Source organism: Pseudomonas saponiphila, assembly GCF_900105185.1.
Classification (GTDB): domain Bacteria; phylum Pseudomonadota; class Gammaproteobacteria; order Pseudomonadales; family Pseudomonadaceae; genus Aquipseudomonas; species Aquipseudomonas saponiphila.
In genome coordinates this window covers 1,799,806-1,818,574 of the sequence record NZ_FNTJ01000002.1, presented here as the reverse complement: position 1 = coordinate 1,818,574, position 18,769 = coordinate 1,799,806, and the positions used below count along the sequence as shown (strand labels likewise).

The following is an 18,769-nucleotide window of genomic DNA, read 5'->3' as shown; positions in this document are numbered from 1 at the left end:
GGCGCACTGTTGCGCACCGCCTACCCGGACCCTGTCATGTTACGAATCACCGAACTCAAGTTGCCGATCGACCATCCCGATGAAGACCTGCGCGCCGCTATCGTGCAGCGCCTGGGAATCGCCAGCGATGAGCTGCTCGATTTCACCTTGTTCAAACGCAGCTACGACGCCCGCAAGAAGTCATCCGAGCTGTGCTTCATCTACACCATCGACCTCAGCGTGCGCGACGAAGCGCCGCTGCTGCTCAAGTTCGCCGACGACCGTAACGTCAACCCGGCGCCGGATGTCAGCTACAAGGTGGTGGGCCAGGCTCCGGCAGAGCTGAGCGAACGGCCGATCGTGGTGGGGTTCGGCCCTTGCGGGATCTTCGCCGGCCTGTTGCTGGCACAGATGGGCTTCAAGCCGATCATCCTCGAACGCGGCAAGGAAGTGCGCCAGCGCACCAAGGACACCTGGGGCCTGTGGCGCAAGAGCGTGCTCAACCCCGAGTCCAACGTGCAGTTCGGCGAAGGCGGTGCCGGAACCTTCTCCGACGGCAAGCTCTACAGCCAGATCAAGGACCCGCAACACCACGGCCGCAAGGTGCTCCACGAGTTCGTCAAGGCCGGTGCGCCGGACGAGATCCTCTACGTCAGCAAGCCGCACATCGGCACCTTCCGCCTGACCGGCGTGGTGGAAAACATGCGCCAGCAGATCATCGCCCTGGGCGGTGAAGTGCGCTTCGAGCAGCGGGTGACCGACGTGTTGATCGAAGACGGCCAACTTCAAGGCGTGGAGCTGGCCAGCGGCGAACAGCTGCATTCGCGGCACGTGATCCTGGCCCTGGGCCACAGCGCCCGCGACACCTTCCGCATGCTCCATAGCCGTGGCGTGTACATGGAAGCCAAGCCGTTCTCGGTGGGTTTCCGCATCGAACACCCGCAATCGCTGATCGACAGCGCGCGCCTGGGCAAGTACGCCGGCCACCCGAAACTCGGCGCCGCCGACTACAAGCTGGTGCACCACGCCAAGAACGGCCGTTCGGTCTACAGCTTCTGCATGTGCCCGGGCGGCACCGTGGTCGCCGCCACCTCCGAACCGAACCGGGTGGTGACCAACGGCATGAGCCAGTACTCGCGCAACGAGCGCAACGCCAACTCCGGCATCGTGGTCGGCATCACTCCGGAAGTGGATTACCCGGGCGGCCCGCTGGCGGGTATCGAGCTGCAGGAGCGTCTGGAATCCCACGCCTTTGTCCTCGGGGGCAGCAACTATCAGGCCCCGGCACAGCTGGTGGGCGACTTCATCGCCGGCAAGCCGACCACCGCCCTGGGCAGCGTCGAGCCCTCCTACAAGCCCGGCGTGAGCCTGGGCGACCTGGCCCTGGCGTTGCCGGACTTCGCCATCGAAGCCATTCGTGAGGCGTTGCCGGCCTTTGAGCGGCAGATCAAGGGCTACTCGCTGCACGACGCGGTGCTGACCGGTATCGAGACCCGCACCTCATCGCCACTGCGCATCACTCGCGATGCCTCGATGCAGAGCCTGAATGTGAAGGGGCTGTACCCGGCCGGTGAGGGCGCCGGTTATGCCGGGGGGATTCTCTCCGCCGGGGTCGACGGGATTCGCATTGCCGAAGCCGTGGCCCGCGACATCCTCGGCATTCAGGCCTGACGCAACGGCCCTTTCGCCGGTAAGCCGGCTCCTACCGCCTACCGTAGGAGCGGCATGCCGGCGAGGGTGTCCACGGCTCAAGGGCCCCTTCGCCGGCAAGCCGGCTCCTACGACAGGTTCAGATGCCGGCGCGCAATACGCTGGCAGGCAAGGCCTGGCCTCGCTCGACGCTGGCCGCCACCGCATCGATCAACGCCGCCAGTTCATACCCCTGCTCTGCCAGCCACTGCTCATCGTAGTAGGTGGTCGCATAACGCTCGCCACCGTCACAGAGAATCGCCACGATCGAACCCGTCTCGCCGGCCGCGGCCATGTGCTCGGCGGCCATCAGCGCTCCGATCAGGTTGGTGCCGCTGGAGCCGCCCACCCGCCGCCCCAGGCGCTGGGCCAGGTAGTGCATGGCTGCCAGGGACAGGGCATCCGGCACCTTGACCATGGCGTCGATCACCTTGGGCAGGAACGACGCCTCGACCCGTGGCCGGCCGATGCCTTCGATCCGCGAACCGCAATCCAGGCGCAGACTGGCATCGCCGCTCTGGTAGTAGTCGAAGAACACCGAACGCTCGGCGTCGGCACACAGTACCCGGGTGCAGTGCTGGCGATAGCGCACATAGCGCCCCAGGGTCGCGGTGGTGCCGCCAGTGCCCGGGCTGGAGATCAGCCAGCTGGGCTCGGGATAACGTTCGAAGCGCAACTGCTGGAAGATCGATTCGGCGATGTTGTTGTTGGCCCGCCAGTCGGTGGCGCGCTCGGCGTAAGTGAACTGATCCATGAAGTGGCCGCCGCTCTCACGGGCCAGGCGCTCGGACTCGGCATAGATCTGCGTCGGGTCCTGCACCAGATGGCTCTTGCCACCGTAGAAAGCGATCTGGGCGATCTTCTCCTGGGAGGTGGTCGCGGGCATCACGGCAATGAACGGCAGGCCCAGCAAGCGGGCGAAATAGGCCTCGGAAATCGCCGTCGAGCCGCTGGAAGCCTCGATCACCGGCGCGCCGGGCTTGAGCCAGCCGTTACACAGCGCATAGAGAAACAGCGAGCGGGCCAGACGATGCTTGAGACTGCCGGTGGGATGGCTGGATTCATCCTTGAAATACAGCTCGATGCCCGGCTGTCCCGGCAACGGCAATGGAATCAGGTGGGTGTCGGCGCTGCGCTGGAAGTCGGCTTCGATGATGCGGATGGCCTCGCGGGCCCACTGGCGATTGTCGCTCATGTTCTATTCTCGTCAGATCGGACGCCGTACCGGCGCAAGAAGATGAAATGCACCCAATGTTGGATGGTCCGGGGGCGGGGCTCACAGGCCTTTTCTCTGGAAAAATGTCCCGCAACGCCCCGGATCAGACATGTTATGAAATAACTTTCAGGGCTTACAGGTACAGCTGAGAAGCAATTGGAAACACAACTGCAAATGAGCATTTTTAAGCGGGCCCTTTAGCCTCTGCATATAACAAAAAAGAATATAATTTTTGTTTTAACAACTAACTGCACAGGTTAGGGTGTGCCACCTATTTTCAGATTTAGATGGAGAGCGACCTTGCCTCTGCGTAGCACTTTCACTCGTTTCTTTGCCATGGAAGCTGCCAGCGGTCTGTTATTGATCGCCGCTGCCATCCTGGCTCTCATCATCAACAATTCGCCGCTGTCCTGGCTCTACAACGGCCTGCTGGAAACCCCGGTGGTAGCGCAGATCGGCGCCTTGAAGATCGCCAAACCGCTGTTGCTGTGGATCAACGACGGCCTGATGGCGCTGTTCTTCCTGCTGATCGGCCTTGAGGTCAAGCGCGAAGTCCTGGAAGGCCAACTGTCCAAGCCTTCGCAAATCGTCCTGCCGGGCATGGCGGCCATTGGCGGCATGCTGGTCCCGGCGCTGATCTACTGGTTTCTCAACCGGGACAACCCCGCAGCACTCAATGGCTGGGCGATTCCGACCGCCACCGACATCGCGTTCGCCCTGGGCGTCCTGGCGCTGCTGGGCAAGCGCGTACCGACCTCGCTGAAGCTGTTCCTCATGACCCTGGCGATCATCGATGACCTGGGGGCCATCGTGATCATCGCGATCTTCTACTCCGGCGCCCTGTCGACCCTGTCGCTGATGCTGGCGGCCGCCTGTATCGCCGCCCTGGTGGCGATGAACCGCATGGGGGTAGTGAAACTCGGGCCGTACATGATCATCGGCCTGATTCTCTGGGTTTGCGTACTCAAGAGTGGCGTCCATGCCACCCTGGCCGGCGTGACCCTGGCGTTCTGCATTCCCCTGCGCACCCGCAATGCCGAGCCTTCGCCCTCGCAGGCCCTGGAACATGCGCTGCATCCCTGGGTGGCGTTCGGCATCCTGCCACTGTTCGCCTTCGCCAACGCCGGCCTGTCCCTGAGCGGCGTGACCCTTGAGAGCTTCACCCACCATGTGCCCATGGGCATCGCCATCGGCCTGTTGCTGGGCAAGACCATCGGCGTGTTCGGCCTCAGCTGGTTGGCGGTCAAGACCGGACTCACGGCCTTGCCTGCCGGCGCCAACTGGGGCCAGATCCTGGGGGTGGCGATTCTCTGCGGCATCGGCTTCACCATGAGCCTGTTCGTCGGCTCCCTGGCCTTTGAGCCCGGCAGCAGCGACTACGCGGGCATGGACCGCATGGGGATTCTCACCGGCTCGCTGCTGGCGGCACTGATCGGTTACACCGTCACCGCGGCCGCCAGCCGCAAGAATACGGCGCCGAGTTCCTGATCAAACAGGATCGGCCAACCTGAAAACACAAAACCCCGACCAGTTGCCTGGCCGGGGTTTTGTTTTGCAGCAAAGGTATCAGCGGGTAACGCGGCTGGTGCCGTTGACGGTCATAATGCGTACGCGATCGCCAATCCGGAACACTTCGTTTTCCTGCACCTGCTGCACATAGGCACGCATGCTGCCGTCATCTTCACGCACGGTGATTTCGACGCCCTGGGTGCGGGTCAGGCCTTCCTCAGTGGCCGAGCCCAGCAGACCGCCAGCAACCGCGCCGATCACCGCAGTGACGATGCTGCCACGACCGCCGCCGATGGCGCTGCCACCCACGCCGCCGATCACAGCGCCAGCAGCGCCGCCGATCGGGGTCTTGGTGCCTTCGATTTTTACCGGACGCAGGGATTCGATGGTGCCCATACGCACGGTTTGCACGCGACGCGCTTCGTCGCGGGAGTAGGAGTCACCGGTCAGGTTAGAGGCACAACCGCCGAGCAACGTTGCCATCGCGGTGAAAGACGCAACCAGCAAAACAGACTTACGCATAGGATCAACTCCAAAGGACAGATAGTCATTAGACTCCGCAGCTTGACGCCTGTCACGGCGCAGCCCGGATAAAATTGGTTTCATTCAGCCGAAGTACAGACGGTATGAACGCTAAAACTTCTCAATACGGTGATGCCGGTTTCCCGCAGAGCGCCACCGAACAAAGGATTCCCCATGGATTATTTCATCATCATCGTGACCACTGTCGCCGGTCTGTACTTCCACTGGTGGCTGTATGTACGCATCAAGCGCTGGACAGACCGGGACCTGGCGCTGTCCATGGCCGGGAGCGATGAGCAGAAGAAGCAATTCATGCTGCAACAACTGGCCGAGGCCCAACGCCAGAAAGTAAAACGCCGGGACCTGCCGCAATGGCTCGAAGCCGCTGCGGCCGGTTATCCCAGCGAGTGACCCGCAGCCCTCAGGGAGCCAGACGTTCGCGGACCCACTGCTCGCCCTGCAGGCGATAGTTCAAGCGATCATGCAGGCGGCTGGGACGCCCCTGCCAGAACTCGATACGCTCCGGCAGCAAGCGATAACCACCCCAGTGTTCCGGGCAATCGGGCTGGCTGTCGCTGAAGCGCGCCTCAGTGGCCTTGAGCAGTTCCTGCAACTCGGCGCGATCGGCGATCACTCGGCTTTGCGGTGACGCCCAGGCGCCCAGGCGGCTGCCCAGAGGACGAACCTGATAATAGGCATCGGACTCCTGCGGCGTGACCTTGGCCACCCGGCCTTCAATCCGTACCTGACGCTCCAGGGTTGGCCAGAAGAAGGTCATGGCAGCAAAGGGCCGTGCAGCCAGTTGCTGCCCCTTGGCGCTCTCATAGTTGGTGAAGAAGGTAAAACCTTGTTCATCCAACCCCTTGAGCAACAGGATGCGGCAATGGGGGCGACCGTCGGTATCGACGGTCGCCAGGGTCATGGCATTGGCCTCTACCGGGGGCTGCTCGGTTTTCACCGCATCGGCAAACCACTGGTGGAACAGCGCAAAGGGCTCGTCCGGGGCCTGGGCCTCGGACAAACCATCGCGGGTGTAATCGCGGCGCATATCAGCCAGAGACTGCGTCATGCCTGCTTCCTTTTCCTTGAGAATCAGTTGTTAGCTTGCGCGACCTTCTTGGCCGGAGCTGCCGCTTTTTTCGCCGGAGCCTTCTTGGCGGCAGGCTTCTTGGCGGCGCTGGACTTCTTCGCCGGTGCTGCGGCCTTTTTGCCACTTGCAGCTGGCACAGGCGGCTTGGCGTCCTGCACGGCGACCATTTCAGTCTCGGATGGCGTCGGCTGGTTGTACTTGCTCAGCAGGCCCAACAGGGTGCTGCGCTGGGTCAGCATGATTTCCACACGACGGTTCAGCGAACGGCCCTGCGGGCTGTCGTTGGCGGCGCGCGGCATCACGGCGCCCATGCCACGCAGCATCAGGCGGTCCTGCTTCAAGCCGCTGAGGCTGAAAATGGCCGCAACGGACTGTGCACGATCGCGGCTCAGTTTCTGGTTGGCCAGGGTCGGACCGGTAGCATCGGCATGCCCGAGGATCAGCACGGCCGTCTTGGGATCGCCTTCAACCGCCTTGGCCACGCGGGTGAACGGGCCCAGGGTCACAGGCAGCAGCATGGCCGGACGATCCGGGTTGAAGGAGGCATCGACCAGCGCCGTAACCACCAGCACGTTTTCACGGCGTTCCACTTGCAGCTTGCTGTCCTTCACCGCTTCACGCAGGCGTGGCTCGTAGTCGTCCAGCCAGGCCTGGGTGATTTTCGGATCGGGCATCGGCACGTCCGCCACATTCACTTTGCTCAGAGGCTTGGGCTCGCTCTTGGCAAACGGCCACCACCAGTGAGTCTCGGAATCCGCCGCCTTGGCCACAGCCGGAGCAGGAGCCGGCTCGGCCTTCTTGGCTTCGGCGACCGGCTTGTCGGCGGAGTCCTTGGAGGAGAACGGCCACCACCAGCTGCTGCTTTCGGCCTTCGCGGCGGGAGCGGCTGGGGCTGGGGCTGCGGCCACGGGAGCAGGTGCAGGAGCCGGTTCGGCAGCCGCAGCAACGGCCGGCTTGGCGGCGGCCGGTGCTTTGCCGGCTGGCGCTGCTGGTTTGGCAGAAGCGGTGGCTTTGGCGGCAGGCGCTGGCGCAGCGGCTTTGGCCGCTACCGCCGGTTTGCCCGCGGGAGCGGCAGGCGCCGCTTCGGCTGCGGCCGGTTTCTCGGCCGCTTGCGGGGCTTGATTGCTGCTGCTCTTGTCGGACCCGAACGACCACCAATGGCCGCCATCCGCTTCATTTTGTGGGGTTTGTGCGCAACCGGTAACGGTCAGGCAGATGGCCAAGGCTAGAGACTTGTTTGACGACATGGGATATCCACAAAATGAGATAAAAATTTCGGTCTAAATAACCGCTACAAACAGACGCTTGGAAATTATAAAAGCCACAGGGTTCATGCCTGCAGCTTTTCAAGCATGTTTAAGCAAAAAAGTTCTTAACAGCAACCTTTTTACAGACAATCCGACAAAACCCGCACCAGCTTCTGCGCCCGCGGATCCATCAAGACATAAGGCCCCAGGGTATTTGTCACAAAACCGAAGGCCACGTCATGTTCCGGGTCAGCAAATCCGATGGAACCGCCGGCCCCCGGATGCCCGAATGCCCGGCCGCCCAAGCCGAAAGTGGCATTGGCGACCTGGGGCTGGTCGAGCATGCAACCCAGGCCAAACCGGGTCTGGGTCAGCAAGGTCTTGTCCATGCCCAGGCTGTGCTCACGGGTCAGTTCCTCGAGCATGTCGGCCTCCAGCAAACTGCCATCGAGCAAGCCGCTGTAGAAGCCGGCAAGACTGCGGGCATTGCCATGGCCATTGGCCGCCGGCTGCTGCATGCGCCGCCACTCGGGTTTATTGGTGCTGGTCATGATAGACGGAGGATTGGTAAAGGCCCGGGTGGTCATCGCCGTAGGCTCGCGCATGGTCACTTGCAACAGGCGCTGGGCCGCGGCATCGCCGACATTGCCCTTGCCCCGGGCGATATGCGCGACCCGATGAAACTCCTCGTCAGCCAGGCCCACATGGAAATCCAGCCCCAAAGGCCTGGCCACGCGGGCCACGATAGACTCCCCCGGGCCACGGCCATCGGCCCGCCGGATCAGTTCCCCCACCAGCCAGCCATAGGTGATGGCCGCATAACCATGCCCTTCGCCCGGCGTCCACCAGGGCTGCTCTGCAGCCAGGGCATCGACCATGGTTTGCCAGTCGTACAGGGCTTCGGCAGGCAGCAACTCACGCAGCGCCGGCAGCCCGGCCTGGTGGCAGAGCAACTGACGCAGGGTAATCGCCGCCTTGCCCGAGGCGGCGAATTCCGGCCAGTAATCGGCCACGGGCGCATCCAGCTTGAGCTTGCCTTCGGCCACCAGTTGCAGCGCGGTGACTGCGGTGAAGGTCTTGGTGCAGGAAAACAGGTTGGCGATGGTGTCGCTGTGCCAGGCCTCGGCGCCATCCTTGTCGGCAGTGCCGGCCCAGAGGTCGATGACGGTTTCCCCACCGATCTGGATGCACAGCGCCGCGCCGCGCTCCTGTGGATCTTCGAACAATGCCGCGAAGGCCTCGCGTACCGCCTCGAATTTAAGTTCGTAATGGCCTTGAATCTGCACCCCTGACTTCCCCCGCAACAATGCTCGACAACGTGGCGCGCATTGTTCCAGCACCGAAGGCATTTGGGAACAGCCGCCAAGGCAGGCACGGTCTATCGCTCAAGGAGGCGACCAGGCGCTGCCCGGCGTCTCGCGAAAGCCGCTGATCAGGCCAGCCACTCAATGACCGTTACCCGAGTGGCCACCCGCGTGTCCGCCAAGCCCCTTGCCAGCGTGGGACTTGCCACCCCCCTCGCCTTCGCGCCCGCCAGCCTCCACCCGCGTCGCCTCGACCCGGGCCTGCTCCGCGACCTTGGCCAGTTGCTCCAGGGCCTGCAGGTTGCTCTTGCGCACCGTCTCGACAAAGCCCTGGAACGGCACATCGGTAATGCCCACCAGGCCAAAATGTCCGTTTTCACCGTCCAGCAAGCGCCCGGTCACGGGCTGGTCCAGATACTGGAACCAATGCACACCAACAATCGACGGCTCGCTCAGCGCCTGCTTGAGGAAGTTGGCGTAGGCCGGGCCACGCTCCTCTTCCCGGGCCAGTTCGGTCACACCGCCCCAGAACGGACCGCGATCCCGGGAGCCGAAGTTGAACTCGGTCACCAGCACCGGCTTGTCCAGGCTGCGCAAATAGGCGAAGTCCTGACCGTCCTGCGGCTTGAGGGTGTAGAGGTTGAAACTCAATACATCGCAGTACTGGGCGCAGGCGGCCACCGCTTCGGGGTTGCTGACGGCAAAACGACCGCCCAGCAGCAGGTGATTGGGGGCATGCCACTTCAGCGAGTCGGCGATGGTCTTGAAATAAGTCTCGGCAAAGACTTTCTGGAAATACTTGAAGTCAGCCTCGATTTCCGGGTGCTCGGGACTTGGCAACGGCGGTACGAAGCCCGGGTCCTCCATCAGCTCCCAGGCCGGCAGGTCGATGCCCCAGGCTTTCGACAGGCCCGCCTGATTGCGGTACTTGTCCCGCAGTTGCTTGAGGAAGGCGCGCTTGGCCGGAACGTCGGTGGTCAGGCGCAAGGTGCCGTAGGCCAGGGCATAGCGGGCTTTCGGATCATCTCCGGGGCCGGCCCAGGCCAGTTCGTTGTCGGCAAAGTAGCCAATCAGCCAGGGATCGTCGCGGTGATCGCGGGCGGCAATCGCCACCGCGCGCTCGGTGGCCATGGCAAAGCGCGGGTCGAAGGGATCGGGCATGCCGCCCCACCAATCGCTGCCGGTGCTGATGCTGGCGTAGTCGCCGACGATGGACAGCGGCACGGTGTAGGGCACACGGTCGGCCAGCCCCAGGGCCGGCGCGCTCCAGTTGCCGATGGTGTTGAACCCCCAGGCCTGCAGACGATCCAGGGTGTGCTCGACCCAGCGTTTCTCATCAAACGCCGGCGGCGCGCACGGAACGGCCGCCTCCGCCGCCGCAGGCTGGGCCTGGTTGGCGGACGCCCCGTCCGCCGCCGAGTCGTCATGGACGCAAGGTTTGCCATAGGTGCGCTGCAGGTTGGCCCGGTAGAAGTCGTACCAACGGCCGGCGTTATAGCCACGCCCCTGGTCGGCACCGTTGCCACCGCGGTTGTCGCCTTCGCCGTAATAGGCGGCCAGGGGCTCGCCATCCTTGGGCAAGGCGCTGAACATCCACTCGCGCCCGGCGACATAGGTCTGACTGTTGTCCGGAGCCACGGTGTTGACTCCCAGGGAGTAGAACGGATGCCCTTGCGGGGTCACCAGGAACCAGCGGCCATCGCGTTTTTCCGTGCGAAAGAAGCCGCTGGCCTTGAAGTCCGGGCCCTGGCTTGAGCCGCCGAACTTGTCCAGCGGCGCCTTCTCCTGCTCGCCGAGCCAGCCCTTGAGCTGTTGCTGCTCCCTGGCATCGGCTGCCTTGAGCTGATCATCGCTGCTGACCTTTTCCGGCCAGCGGGCCCGGGTCGACTGACCGTAGCCATCCACCAGCGAACCGTAGACCGCCTTGATCACGCCCTCATCATCCAGCACGCCGAAGCGCTCAAGGAGGATGCTCTGGGTTGCCTTGGGGTTATCCAGGGACAGGGTGACCGATACCACCTGACTGCGGTCCAGTTGCCCCTCGCTACTGGCCAGCAGAATGCGCTGGCCATCCACGGTCATCGGCATCGGCGGCGCGGCCTTCATGCCCTGGCTCAGGGGACCGCTGGCCACCAGGGGCACCAGCAAGGTCTGCGCCGGGCCGGCCGGCAGGTCGACGCGGCTGACCAGGGTCTTGCCGTCGTTGCTCTGAATGCTCACGTACAGGGTCAGGGCCCAGTTCATCGCACTCTGGATGCGCAGGCTCATCATCCCCGACTGCGACCAGTCCCAGGCGCCGCTCTGTGGCGTCAGGCTCAGGCTCGGCCTGGCGGTAGGGTTGAAGGTGATCCGCCGCAGCACTTCGCCCTCGGCCGTCTGCTCCGCATTGGACTGCGGCAGGCTGGCATCCTGTGTCGCCACCTGCACCACGGCGGCAGGTCGGACAAAGTTGAACAGCGTCTGTTGTCCGGTTGGGGCCGCCAGTACGGGCGCGGCAAACAACAGGGCAAATACAGTGGGCAACGAACGGCGAATCATATGAACCTGGCTCTCCCTAAAGGCCGATGAGCGGCCGGTGCTGAAGCGGTGACGTGAAATAGACAGCACGGCGCGCAAAGGTGCGCGCCGTGCTCAAGATATTTCTCGGCGAAATGGCGGCAAGGCATTGAGGATAGCCTTGCCATAGCGCTGGGTGACCAGGCGGCGGTCCAGCAGGGTGATGGTGCCGCGGTCCTGTTCGGTGCGCAGCAGGCGACCGCAGGCCTGGACCAGCTTGAGGGAGGCGTCCGGCACCGAGATTTCCATGAACGGATTGCCGCCCCGGGCCTCGATCCACTCTGCCAGCGCCGCTTCCACCGGATCGTCCGGCACCGAGAACGGGATCTTGGCAATCACCACGTGCTCACAGTAGGCACCGGGCAGGTCCACCCCTTCGGCAAAGCTCGCCAGACCGAACAGCACGCTGGAATCGCCGCCGTCGACCCGGGCCTTGTGCTTGTTCAGGGTTTCCTGCTTGGACAGGTTGCCCTGGATGAACACCTGCTTGCGCCAGTCGCGATCCAGGCCGTCGAACACGTCCTGCATCTGTTTGCGCGAGGAGAACAGCACCAGGGTGCCGCGCGAGCCCTCCACCAGCTCCGGCAGGTCGCGGATGATTGCCGCGGTATGCGCCGGCGCATCCCGTGGGTCGGCCCGCAGGTCGGGCACCCGCAGCACCCCGGCATCGGCGTGATGGAAGGGGCTGGGCACCACAGCGGTGACGGCTTTCTTCGGCAGGCCGGCGCGCATGCGGAAACGGTCGAAAGTGCCGAGAGCGGTCAGGGTCGCGGAGGTCACCAAGGCGCCGTAGGCCACGTTCCACAGATTGCGCCGGAGCATCTCCGCGGCGAGGATCGGGCTGGCGTTGACCTCGATGTCGAACAGCGAGCCGCTCTCGGCCAGGGTCAGCCAGCGGGCCATGGGCGGGTTGTCTTCCGGGTCCTCGACGGTGAACGCGGTCCACAACTCCCAGTTGCCCGAGGCCCGCGCCAGCAGGCTGCCGAACAGCGGGTACCACTCTTCGGCCTGGTTGCTGGCGATGCCGATATTGACCTCGCCATCCATGCCTTCCTTGAGCAGCTCGGTGAGGCGGGTGAACAGGTCGGTAAGACGGGAGAAGCCCTTCTTCAGCTCGATGCCCATCTCGCGCATGTGCTCGGGGATCAGCCCGCCGACGAAGCGATGGCGCGGCCGTTCGCGGCCCTCCATGTCTTCGCCGGTCTTGAAGTCGGCGATCTGCTCGCAGGCGCTGAACATGAACTGCTGCTGGGTCTTGATCTCCCGCGCCAGCTCCGGCACCTGCTCGATCAGGCGCCCCAGGTCCCCAGGCAGCGGGTGCTGGGCCAGCAGCTTGGTGAGGTTCTTGGCGGTCTGCTCCAGCCAGTCGGCGGTGGAACGCAGCCGGGTGTAATGGGCAAAGTGGCCGATGGCCTTGTCCGGCAGGTGGTGGCCTTCGTCGAACACATAGAGGGTGTCGCGCGGGTCCGGCAGCACGGCGCCACCGCCCAGGGCCAGGTCGGCCAGGACCATGTCGTGGTTGGTGACGATCACGTCCACCTTGCCCATGCCTTCGCGGGCCTTGTAGAAGGCGCACTGGCCGAAATTAGGGCAATGGCGGTTGGTGCACTGGCTGTGGTCGGTGGTCAGGCGCGCCCAGTCGGCGTCTTCCAGGGCCGTGGGCCAGCTGTCGCGGTCGCCGTCCCATTTATTCCCGGCGAGCTTCTCGATCATGCTGGTGAACAGCTTCTGGCTGGCTTCATCCACTTCGATCTTGAAGCCTTCCTCCTCGAACAACTGGGCCGTGGCGGTCTGCGCGTGGCCTTCCTGGAGCAGCATGTCGAGCTTGGACAGGCACATGTAGCGCCCCCGGCCCTTGGCCAGGGAGAAGCTGAAGTTCAGCCCGCTGTTGCGCATCAGGTCCGGCAGGTCCTTGTAGACGATCTGTTCCTGCAGGGCGACGGTGGCGGTGGCGATCACCAGGCGCTTGCCGGCGGCCTTGGCCGTGGGAATCGCCGCCAGGCTGTAGGCCACGGTCTTGCCGGTACCGGTGCCGGCTTCCACGGCGACTACCGCCGGGTCGCCACTGCGCCGGCCTTCGTCGTCGGTGTCGATATCACCCAGGACCTTGGCCACTTCGGCGATCATCAGGCGCTGGCCGTAACGCGGCTTGAGGCTCTTGGCTTCGAGAAAACGCGAGTAGGCGCCCTGGATCGTGGTTTTGAGTTCGTTGCTGATCATGGTTTTTCGGGCGCACAAAACGCTGGATAAATTTTCAGTGGTTCGAATCGGCCGCTATCATACCCCGCTAATTCATCCCGCGCAGAACGGAGTACCCAAATGACCGCTTTCGCCCTTGCCTACACCCTGCACGTGCTGGCCGCCCTGGTCTGGGTCGGCGGCATGTTTTTCGCCTGGATGGTCCTGCGCCCGGCGGCCGTGGCAGCCCTTGAGGGACCGGCAAGACTGCAGCTGTGGACGCAAGTGTTTCCGCGTTTTTTCGTCTGGGTCTGGGTCGCCGTGGTGCTGTTGCCGATCAGTGGTATCGGCCTGCTGCATTTACGCTTCAGCGGCTTTGAAACCGCGCCCAAGTATGTGCAGATCATGATGGGCCTGTATCTGGTGATGACCGCCCTGTTCATCCGCATCCAGTCCCTGCAACTGCCGGAGCTGCGCAAGGCCGTCGCGGCGCAGGACTGGCCGGCCGGCGCCGCGGCGCTGGGCAAGATCCGCCGGCTGGTGGGCAGCAACCTGATCATCGGCCTGCTGCTGGTGGCGCTGGCCGCGGCCCGGCCGACCTTCTGAATGCAAGCGCCCGCTACAAAAGCGGGCGCCTGGGCAACCGCGGCCTCAAGCCGCCTGTTACAAACGCTGGACCGTCAGCGAACCCGCTTCTCCCGCAGGTCCTGGCTGGCCTTGGGCGCCAGGGCGACCGCTCTTGCCACCATCGGTGCGATACACCAGGCAGCCCTTGGACTTGCCCCCAGCACCCGGCTTGCCTCCGGCACCGGCCAGGCCACCGGCACCACCATCGACCAGCACCTTGATCTGCTCGCTGGGGAAGTCACGGGGCAACTCGAGCCGGACCTGGGCGCCCGCCGCCCCTGGTCGTCCATTGCCACCGTTGTCCCCATCGGCGCCGCGCCCGGCTTGGCCCCAGGTGCACCCCGGCTCCTCACCGTTGGCGCCGTCGAGGCCGACATAACCAGGAATACCGGCACCGCCTCGAGCGTCCACGGACAAGGTCTCGGCCTTCAGGGATTCGAACCGCAGGTTCAGGTTGCGCCCCGGCTTGGGCGCCTTTTCAAAAGTGCCCGGCGCACCGCGGGAGCTGATCTGGCTGCCGCTGTCCAACTGCGCACGCTGGACCCGCAACTCCAGGCTTTGCCCGGTCGGCACGATGGCGATCCGCGCCTCGCGCCCCAGGTGCAGCTCGTCGACCTTGAGCTCGGTGACATTGGCCGGAATCAGCAAGGTGCCGTAGTCCGCCACGTCGAGGCGCTCCAGTTGCAGGGTGCTGGTGGTATTGGGCAGGCGCATGAAGGAGTTGCTTTCGACCTGCACCACCTGGGCCACGGCCAGGGGACTGCAGAACAGGGCCAGCAGGCAGAGCTTACGCATGATCGGTCTCGACAGCAGGAGCAACAGCGGGAAGGGTTTGCAGGTGAAAGATACCCACCAGCAGGATTTGCAGACGATCACGCCAGGGATGCGCACGGTCCTTGAGGCTGCCATTGAACAGCAGCAGTTCCAGCAAATGGGTCAACAGCAACAGACTGCCCGCCAGATTGACCAGCAGATGCAATGGATTGACCAATGGCTTGGCCAGATTGATCAACACCACCAGCCAAAAAACCAACGTCAGAAATTTACCCATCCCCCACAAGAACTTCATACGCTCCCCTCGTGAATTATTCTTTGCGCGCACAGTAACGATTTATCCCGGGGGGACGCCAGAGGAGGATGAAAATTCTTGCCGAAGCCTCTGTTTAGCGGCTCGATCGACGAGGTTCACCCGCCACGGCCGACCTCGGCGGGCGAATTAGCACCCTGGGGAAAATCAGCGCCGGCCTGGACAGCAATACCCCGAGCCGGGAGCCAAAAAGATCCTGCGCGGCAGTGGCGCCGCGCAGGTCATGGGGCTCAGCGGTTGATCTGGATTTCCGTGCGACGGTTCATCGCCCGGCCCTCGGCGGTCTTGTTGTCCGCCACCGGCTTGCTTTCACCAGCGCCCGTCACCGAGACGAAGCTGTTGCGTGGAATGCCGTTGCTAATCAGGTACTCCACCACCGAGTGGGCACGCTTGTCCGAGAGCTTCTGGTTGTAGGCGTCGCTGCCGACGCTGTCGGTGTGGCCGGTCACTCGCAGTTGCGCGCTCGGCGCCTCCTGTTTCAGGCGGGTGACGATGGTATTGAGCTTGGACTTGTCGGCATCGGTCAGCTTGGCCGAGTCGAAATGGAAGTACACGTCGCGAATGACGATGGTTTCTTCCTTGACCACTACCACCTCTTCCACCACGGGTGGCGGTGGTGGGCAGCCATTGGCATCGACCTTCACGCCCCTTGGGGTATGCGGGCACTTGTCACGGCTGTCCGGCACGCCATCGCCGTCCTCGTCGCCGTCACCTTTTACCCAGCAATAGGCGCCGGCCAGACCACCGACCAGCAACGCGCCACCGCCCGCCCACGAGGAGCTTTCGGTGGCGCCCAGCGCCGCGCCCGTGACACCGCCCACCGCGGCACAGATCGGCCAGTCGGTTTTCTGCAAACCTGCACAACCAGTCAACACACTGGTTAACAGAACCAAGGGTACTGCCGTCCGAATGATGCTCATCTGATTTCTCCTGAGGGATCGGCTCAAGGCCGATTCACGGAGTAAAGACCCCGGCATTGATCTGCGCCAGCAGTGGGCCATCGCCGGTTTAACCCCGTAAACACGGGAGCGTCGCGCAATAAGTGGTGAACCGCTCTAGGCCCGAAGGTGGCGGCGCGCTAGTCTTGGGCGTTCTGATCGAGGAGCTAAGATGAGCGCCGGCATTTCTACTCGTACACCCCAGCAAGCCCTGGCGGCCCTGCTGGATCGCTATGCACCGCAACAGCTGCTGCTGATCGGCGCCAGCGACTTCCCGGCCCTGGCGGCCTTCAAGGCAGCCCACCCCGGCACTCAAGTCGCTCAGGCAGCGCCCGGCCCTCTGCCCGCGGAACTGGCGGCCCGGCGTTTCGACCTGGCCCTGGCGGTGGACTGCCTGGAGCATCTGCCCAAGCGCGACGGCCTGAACCTGTTGGGGGGCATCCGCAACCTCAATGCCAGTCGGATTGCGGTACTGGCCGACCTGTCCGCCTGCGGCTGGCAGGAAACCGACTTTTTCTCCCTGGCCCTGCAGGCCAGCGAACGCTTCCAGCGGGAACAGCAGGTACTGACCCTGTTTACCTATGATCTGCTTGAATACAAACAGGTGCCCGACTGGCTCAATTCACGCTTCTGGGCGAACCCGGAAAACTTTGGAAAGTATTGGTGGTAAGACGATGAGCGCCTCGATTTGTCCCTGCGGCAGCGGCAACCTGCTGGATGCCTGCTGCGGCCATTACCATGCCGGCCATCCCGCGCCCTGCGCCGAGGCCCTGATGCGTTCGCGCTACAGCGCCTACGTGCTGGGCCAGGTGGATTACCTGCTGGCCACGACCCTGCCGGTGCAGCAGGCCGGGCTGGATCGCCAGTCCATCAGCGAATGGAGCGCGCAAAGCACCTGGCTGGGGCTGCAAGTGGAGAGCTCGGAGGTCTTCGGTGGCCAGCCGGAGCACGCCTTCGTCACCTTCACCGCCCGCTGGCACGACAACCAGGGCGAGCACAGCCACCGTGAACGCTCGTCTTTCGTACAGAACCAGGGACGCTGGTATTTCATCGATCCGACGGTGCCTCTGAACGCCGGGCGCAACGATGCCTGCCCTTGTGGCAGCGGGCAAAAATTCAAGAAGTGCTGCGCCAGCTACTTCACCCGCTGAACCAAAAATGCCCCGGGTCGAGGATGGCCCCAGGGAAGTCAAAGGGAGTCTTGCCATGATCGGTGAACTGCGCGTCCTGCGGACCCTCTGCCTGCTCGGACTGTTGAGCCTGTCGGGGTGCGTGTCCTGGTTCACCGAGGAGGAACTGGACCCAGCGGTGCACCTGGTGAAAGTCGAGGTGGTCAAGGCCAATCTGCTGGAACAGCGCTTCACTCTGCACCTGCGGGTGGACAACCCCAACGACAGCGACCTGACCGTGCGCCGCCTGACCTACCGGGTCTACCTGCAGCGCTTCCTGCTCAGCGAGGGCGAGCACGAACACTGGTTCACCGTCACGCCCCACAGCAGCCGCTTCTTCAAGGTGCCGGTGCGCACCAACCTCTGGCCGCAGATCCGCGACGTGGTGAAACTGCTGCGCAAGCCTGAACAGCCCATTCCCTATCGCCTGGAAGGCGAACTGGAAATCGGATTATTCATCGGCAAGGACGTGCACCTGAAGCGCAATGGCGTGATAATTCCCGGCGATTTTATTCCGGAGTAACCCGCAATGACCCAGCAACCTCATGTCCATGGCCCTGACTGCAACCACGATCATGACCATCACGATCACGACCATGGCCATGTTCACGGCCCGCACTGCAACCACGCGCACCAGGAGCCGGTACGCAACGCACTGAAAGACGTTGGGCGCAACGATCCTTGCCCTTGCGGCAGCAGCAAGAAGTTCAAGAAGTGCCACGGCGCTTGATCTGAACGCCGGGCGCTAACGCAGCCCAGTCTCTGCGGCCAGGAGCTGCTCCTGGCACAGGACCGTGGCGTACTCGCCATGCAGATTGGCCAGCGACATGGCATGCACCTCCTCGGCAGTACGGGCCCGACCGGCAAAGTCGGGCTTGTCGAAGGTGTAGCAGGCATCGGCCACCACCCATACCGCAAAACCCAGGTTGCCTGCGGTGCGCGCCGTCGACTCCACCGAGTTGTTGGTGGCCACACCGACGATCACCAGGCCGGTAATCCCTTCCCGGCGCAAATCCGCTCCCAGTGGGTTGGCGCAGAACGCGTCCGGCACCTGCTTCTGAATCAGCCACTCGCCATCCCGGGGACGAAAACGCGGCTGAAATTCCACTCCAGATTGCCCGGGCCAGAACACCGAGTCCTTGGAGCGCGACAAGTGCTGCACATGGATCACCGGCCAACCGCGGGCACGCCAATGTGCCAGCAACTCAAGCATCCGCGCCTCCGCCTCGGGGTTGTTGCGCGGCCCGAGCCGGGGTTCGAGGATGCCTTGCTGCTGGTCGATGAGCATCAGTGCGGTGCTGGCCGAAAGGGGCATATGTTCTTCGCTGCGTTTATTGAAGTTGATGCACTTGAGCATCACTTTGCCGCTCAGGCAAGCCATCGATCGCTGGTTCAACAGCATCCAGGCCCGACCGGCCAGGGAACGGGCCTATGCCCTGGTCGAGCAGGTCAATCCCGCCGTCTGAGCATTACCTTGTAGGGGCTGGCTTGCCAACGAAGACGGTGCAAGCCGATAAAACCTGTTCGCCGGCAAGCCGGCTCCTACGCGCTCTGGCCGCTGACGGCGTGCCGGTGATGGCTATTTGCAGCGCCATCAAGAAATACCTCCTGCCCCCGCTTGCGCGGCACTCGCCCGCTCACTAACGTAGCGCCTTTAT

General features: G+C 63.7%; 19 protein-coding genes. 8 read left to right on the top strand and 11 right to left on the bottom strand.

Annotated features, from left to right (window positions below; genetic code table 11):
- Positions 1–36 precede the first annotated feature (36 nt).
- A complete protein-coding gene (locus BLV47_RS30195; protein ID WP_060837853.1) occupies positions 37–1,650 on the top strand; it encodes an NAD(P)/FAD-dependent oxidoreductase in 1,614 nt (537 codons plus the stop codon).
- A 118-nt stretch (positions 1,651–1,768) separates the two neighbouring features.
- Here BLV47_RS30195 and BLV47_RS30190 read toward each other — a convergent pair whose 3' ends face one another.
- On the bottom strand, positions 1,769–2,863 hold the full coding sequence (locus BLV47_RS30190) for a PLP-dependent cysteine synthase family protein (protein WP_092320213.1): 1,095 nt from the start codon (positions 2,861–2,863) through the stop codon (positions 1,769–1,771).
- Positions 2,864–3,184: 321 nt separating this feature from the next.
- On the opposite strand from BLV47_RS30190, the gene nhaA reads away from it, so the two are divergent.
- Positions 3,185–4,372: a Na+/H+ antiporter NhaA gene (nhaA, locus tag BLV47_RS30185; protein WP_092320212.1), complete on the top strand. Its 1,188-nt coding sequence runs from the start codon at positions 3,185–3,187 to the stop codon at positions 4,370–4,372.
- Between the two features lie 78 nt (positions 4,373–4,450).
- On the opposite strand, the gene BLV47_RS30180 is transcribed toward nhaA, so the two are convergent.
- Complete coding sequence (locus tag BLV47_RS30180; protein WP_060837850.1) at positions 4,451–4,915, bottom strand: outer membrane lipoprotein; 465 nt, start codon at positions 4,913–4,915, stop codon at positions 4,451–4,453.
- A gap of 174 nt (positions 4,916–5,089) precedes the next feature.
- On the opposite strand from BLV47_RS30180, the gene BLV47_RS30175 reads away from it, so the two are divergent.
- A complete protein-coding gene (locus BLV47_RS30175) occupies positions 5,090–5,326 on the top strand; it encodes a hypothetical protein (RefSeq protein WP_092320211.1) in 237 nt (78 codons plus the stop codon).
- A 10-nt stretch (positions 5,327–5,336) separates the two neighbouring features.
- On the opposite strand, the gene pdxH is transcribed toward BLV47_RS30175, so the two are convergent.
- The 5 genes from pdxH to dinG all read right to left on the bottom strand — a co-directional run bounded on the left by pdxH (position 5,337) and on the right by dinG (position 13,332).
- Entirely contained in the window at positions 5,337–5,984 is a 648-nt protein-coding gene (pdxH, locus tag BLV47_RS30170; RefSeq protein WP_092320210.1) for a pyridoxamine 5'-phosphate oxidase, read from the bottom strand.
- Between the two features lie 23 nt (positions 5,985–6,007).
- Positions 6,008–7,252 carry an OmpA family protein gene (locus tag BLV47_RS30165; RefSeq protein ID WP_092320209.1) on the bottom strand — a complete coding sequence of 415 codons (1,245 nt, stop codon included), beginning with the start codon at positions 7,250–7,252 and terminating at the stop codon, positions 6,008–6,010.
- A 140-nt stretch (positions 7,253–7,392) separates the two neighbouring features.
- Complete coding sequence (locus tag BLV47_RS30160; RefSeq protein WP_092320208.1) at positions 7,393–8,538, bottom strand: serine hydrolase domain-containing protein; 1,146 nt, start codon at positions 8,536–8,538, stop codon at positions 7,393–7,395.
- A gap of 159 nt (positions 8,539–8,697) precedes the next feature.
- Positions 8,698–11,094 (bottom strand): beta-galactosidase, encoded by a 2,397-nt coding sequence (locus BLV47_RS30155; RefSeq protein ID WP_092320207.1) that lies wholly within the window; start codon positions 11,092–11,094, stop codon positions 8,698–8,700.
- 93 nt (positions 11,095–11,187) lie between these two features.
- Complete coding sequence (gene dinG / locus BLV47_RS30150; protein ID WP_016965278.1) at positions 11,188–13,332, bottom strand: ATP-dependent DNA helicase DinG; 2,145 nt, start codon at positions 13,330–13,332, stop codon at positions 11,188–11,190.
- A gap of 99 nt (positions 13,333–13,431) precedes the next feature.
- Between dinG and BLV47_RS30145 the strand changes: the two genes are divergently transcribed.
- The gene (locus BLV47_RS30145) at positions 13,432–13,896 is read left to right on the top strand and encodes a CopD family protein (protein WP_092320206.1); all 465 of its coding nucleotides are present in this window, start codon (positions 13,432–13,434) and stop codon (positions 13,894–13,896) included.
- A gap of 57 nt (positions 13,897–13,953) precedes the next feature.
- Here the strand turns inward: BLV47_RS30145 and BLV47_RS30140 are convergent, their stop codons facing one another.
- The 3 genes from BLV47_RS30140 to BLV47_RS30130 form a co-directional block, all read right to left on the bottom strand.
- Positions 13,954–14,712, bottom strand: coding sequence for a hypothetical protein (locus tag BLV47_RS30140; RefSeq protein WP_092320205.1), 759 nt, complete (start codon positions 14,710–14,712; stop codon positions 13,954–13,956).
- Positions 14,705–14,986 carry a DUF1145 domain-containing protein gene (locus BLV47_RS30135; RefSeq protein WP_092320204.1) on the bottom strand — a complete coding sequence of 94 codons (282 nt, stop codon included), beginning with the start codon at positions 14,984–14,986 and terminating at the stop codon, positions 14,705–14,707. Before BLV47_RS30135 ends, BLV47_RS30140 begins: the two co-directional genes overlap by 8 nt.
- Before the next feature lie 248 nt (positions 14,987–15,234).
- Entirely contained in the window at positions 15,235–15,924 is a 690-nt protein-coding gene (locus BLV47_RS30130) for a PA1041 family peptidoglycan-binding anchor lipoprotein (RefSeq protein ID WP_092320203.1), read from the bottom strand.
- A gap of 190 nt (positions 15,925–16,114) precedes the next feature.
- Here BLV47_RS30130 and BLV47_RS30125 point away from each other — a divergent pair, with 190 nt between their 5' ends.
- From BLV47_RS30125 to BLV47_RS30110, 4 genes are read left to right on the top strand one after another with little or no spacing between them, the layout of a single operon-like run.
- Entirely contained in the window at positions 16,115–16,612 is a 498-nt protein-coding gene (locus BLV47_RS30125) for a DUF6231 family protein (RefSeq protein WP_092320202.1), read from the top strand.
- 4 nt (positions 16,613–16,616) lie between these two features.
- A complete protein-coding gene (locus BLV47_RS30120) occupies positions 16,617–17,093 on the top strand; it encodes a YchJ family protein (protein WP_092320201.1) in 477 nt (158 codons plus the stop codon).
- A 55-nt stretch (positions 17,094–17,148) separates the two neighbouring features.
- Positions 17,149–17,634: an LEA/WHy family protein gene (locus BLV47_RS30115; RefSeq protein ID WP_092320200.1), complete on the top strand. Its 486-nt coding sequence runs from the start codon at positions 17,149–17,151 to the stop codon at positions 17,632–17,634.
- A 6-nt stretch (positions 17,635–17,640) separates the two neighbouring features.
- On the top strand, positions 17,641–17,841 hold the full coding sequence (locus BLV47_RS30110; protein WP_007923047.1) for an SEC-C metal-binding domain-containing protein: 201 nt from the start codon (positions 17,641–17,643) through the stop codon (positions 17,839–17,841).
- 15 nt (positions 17,842–17,856) lie between these two features.
- On the opposite strand, the gene BLV47_RS30105 is transcribed toward BLV47_RS30110, so the two are convergent.
- The gene (locus tag BLV47_RS30105; RefSeq protein ID WP_092320593.1) at positions 17,857–18,426 is read right to left on the bottom strand and encodes a cysteine hydrolase family protein; all 570 of its coding nucleotides are present in this window, start codon (positions 18,424–18,426) and stop codon (positions 17,857–17,859) included.
- Positions 18,427–18,769 lie beyond the last annotated feature (343 nt).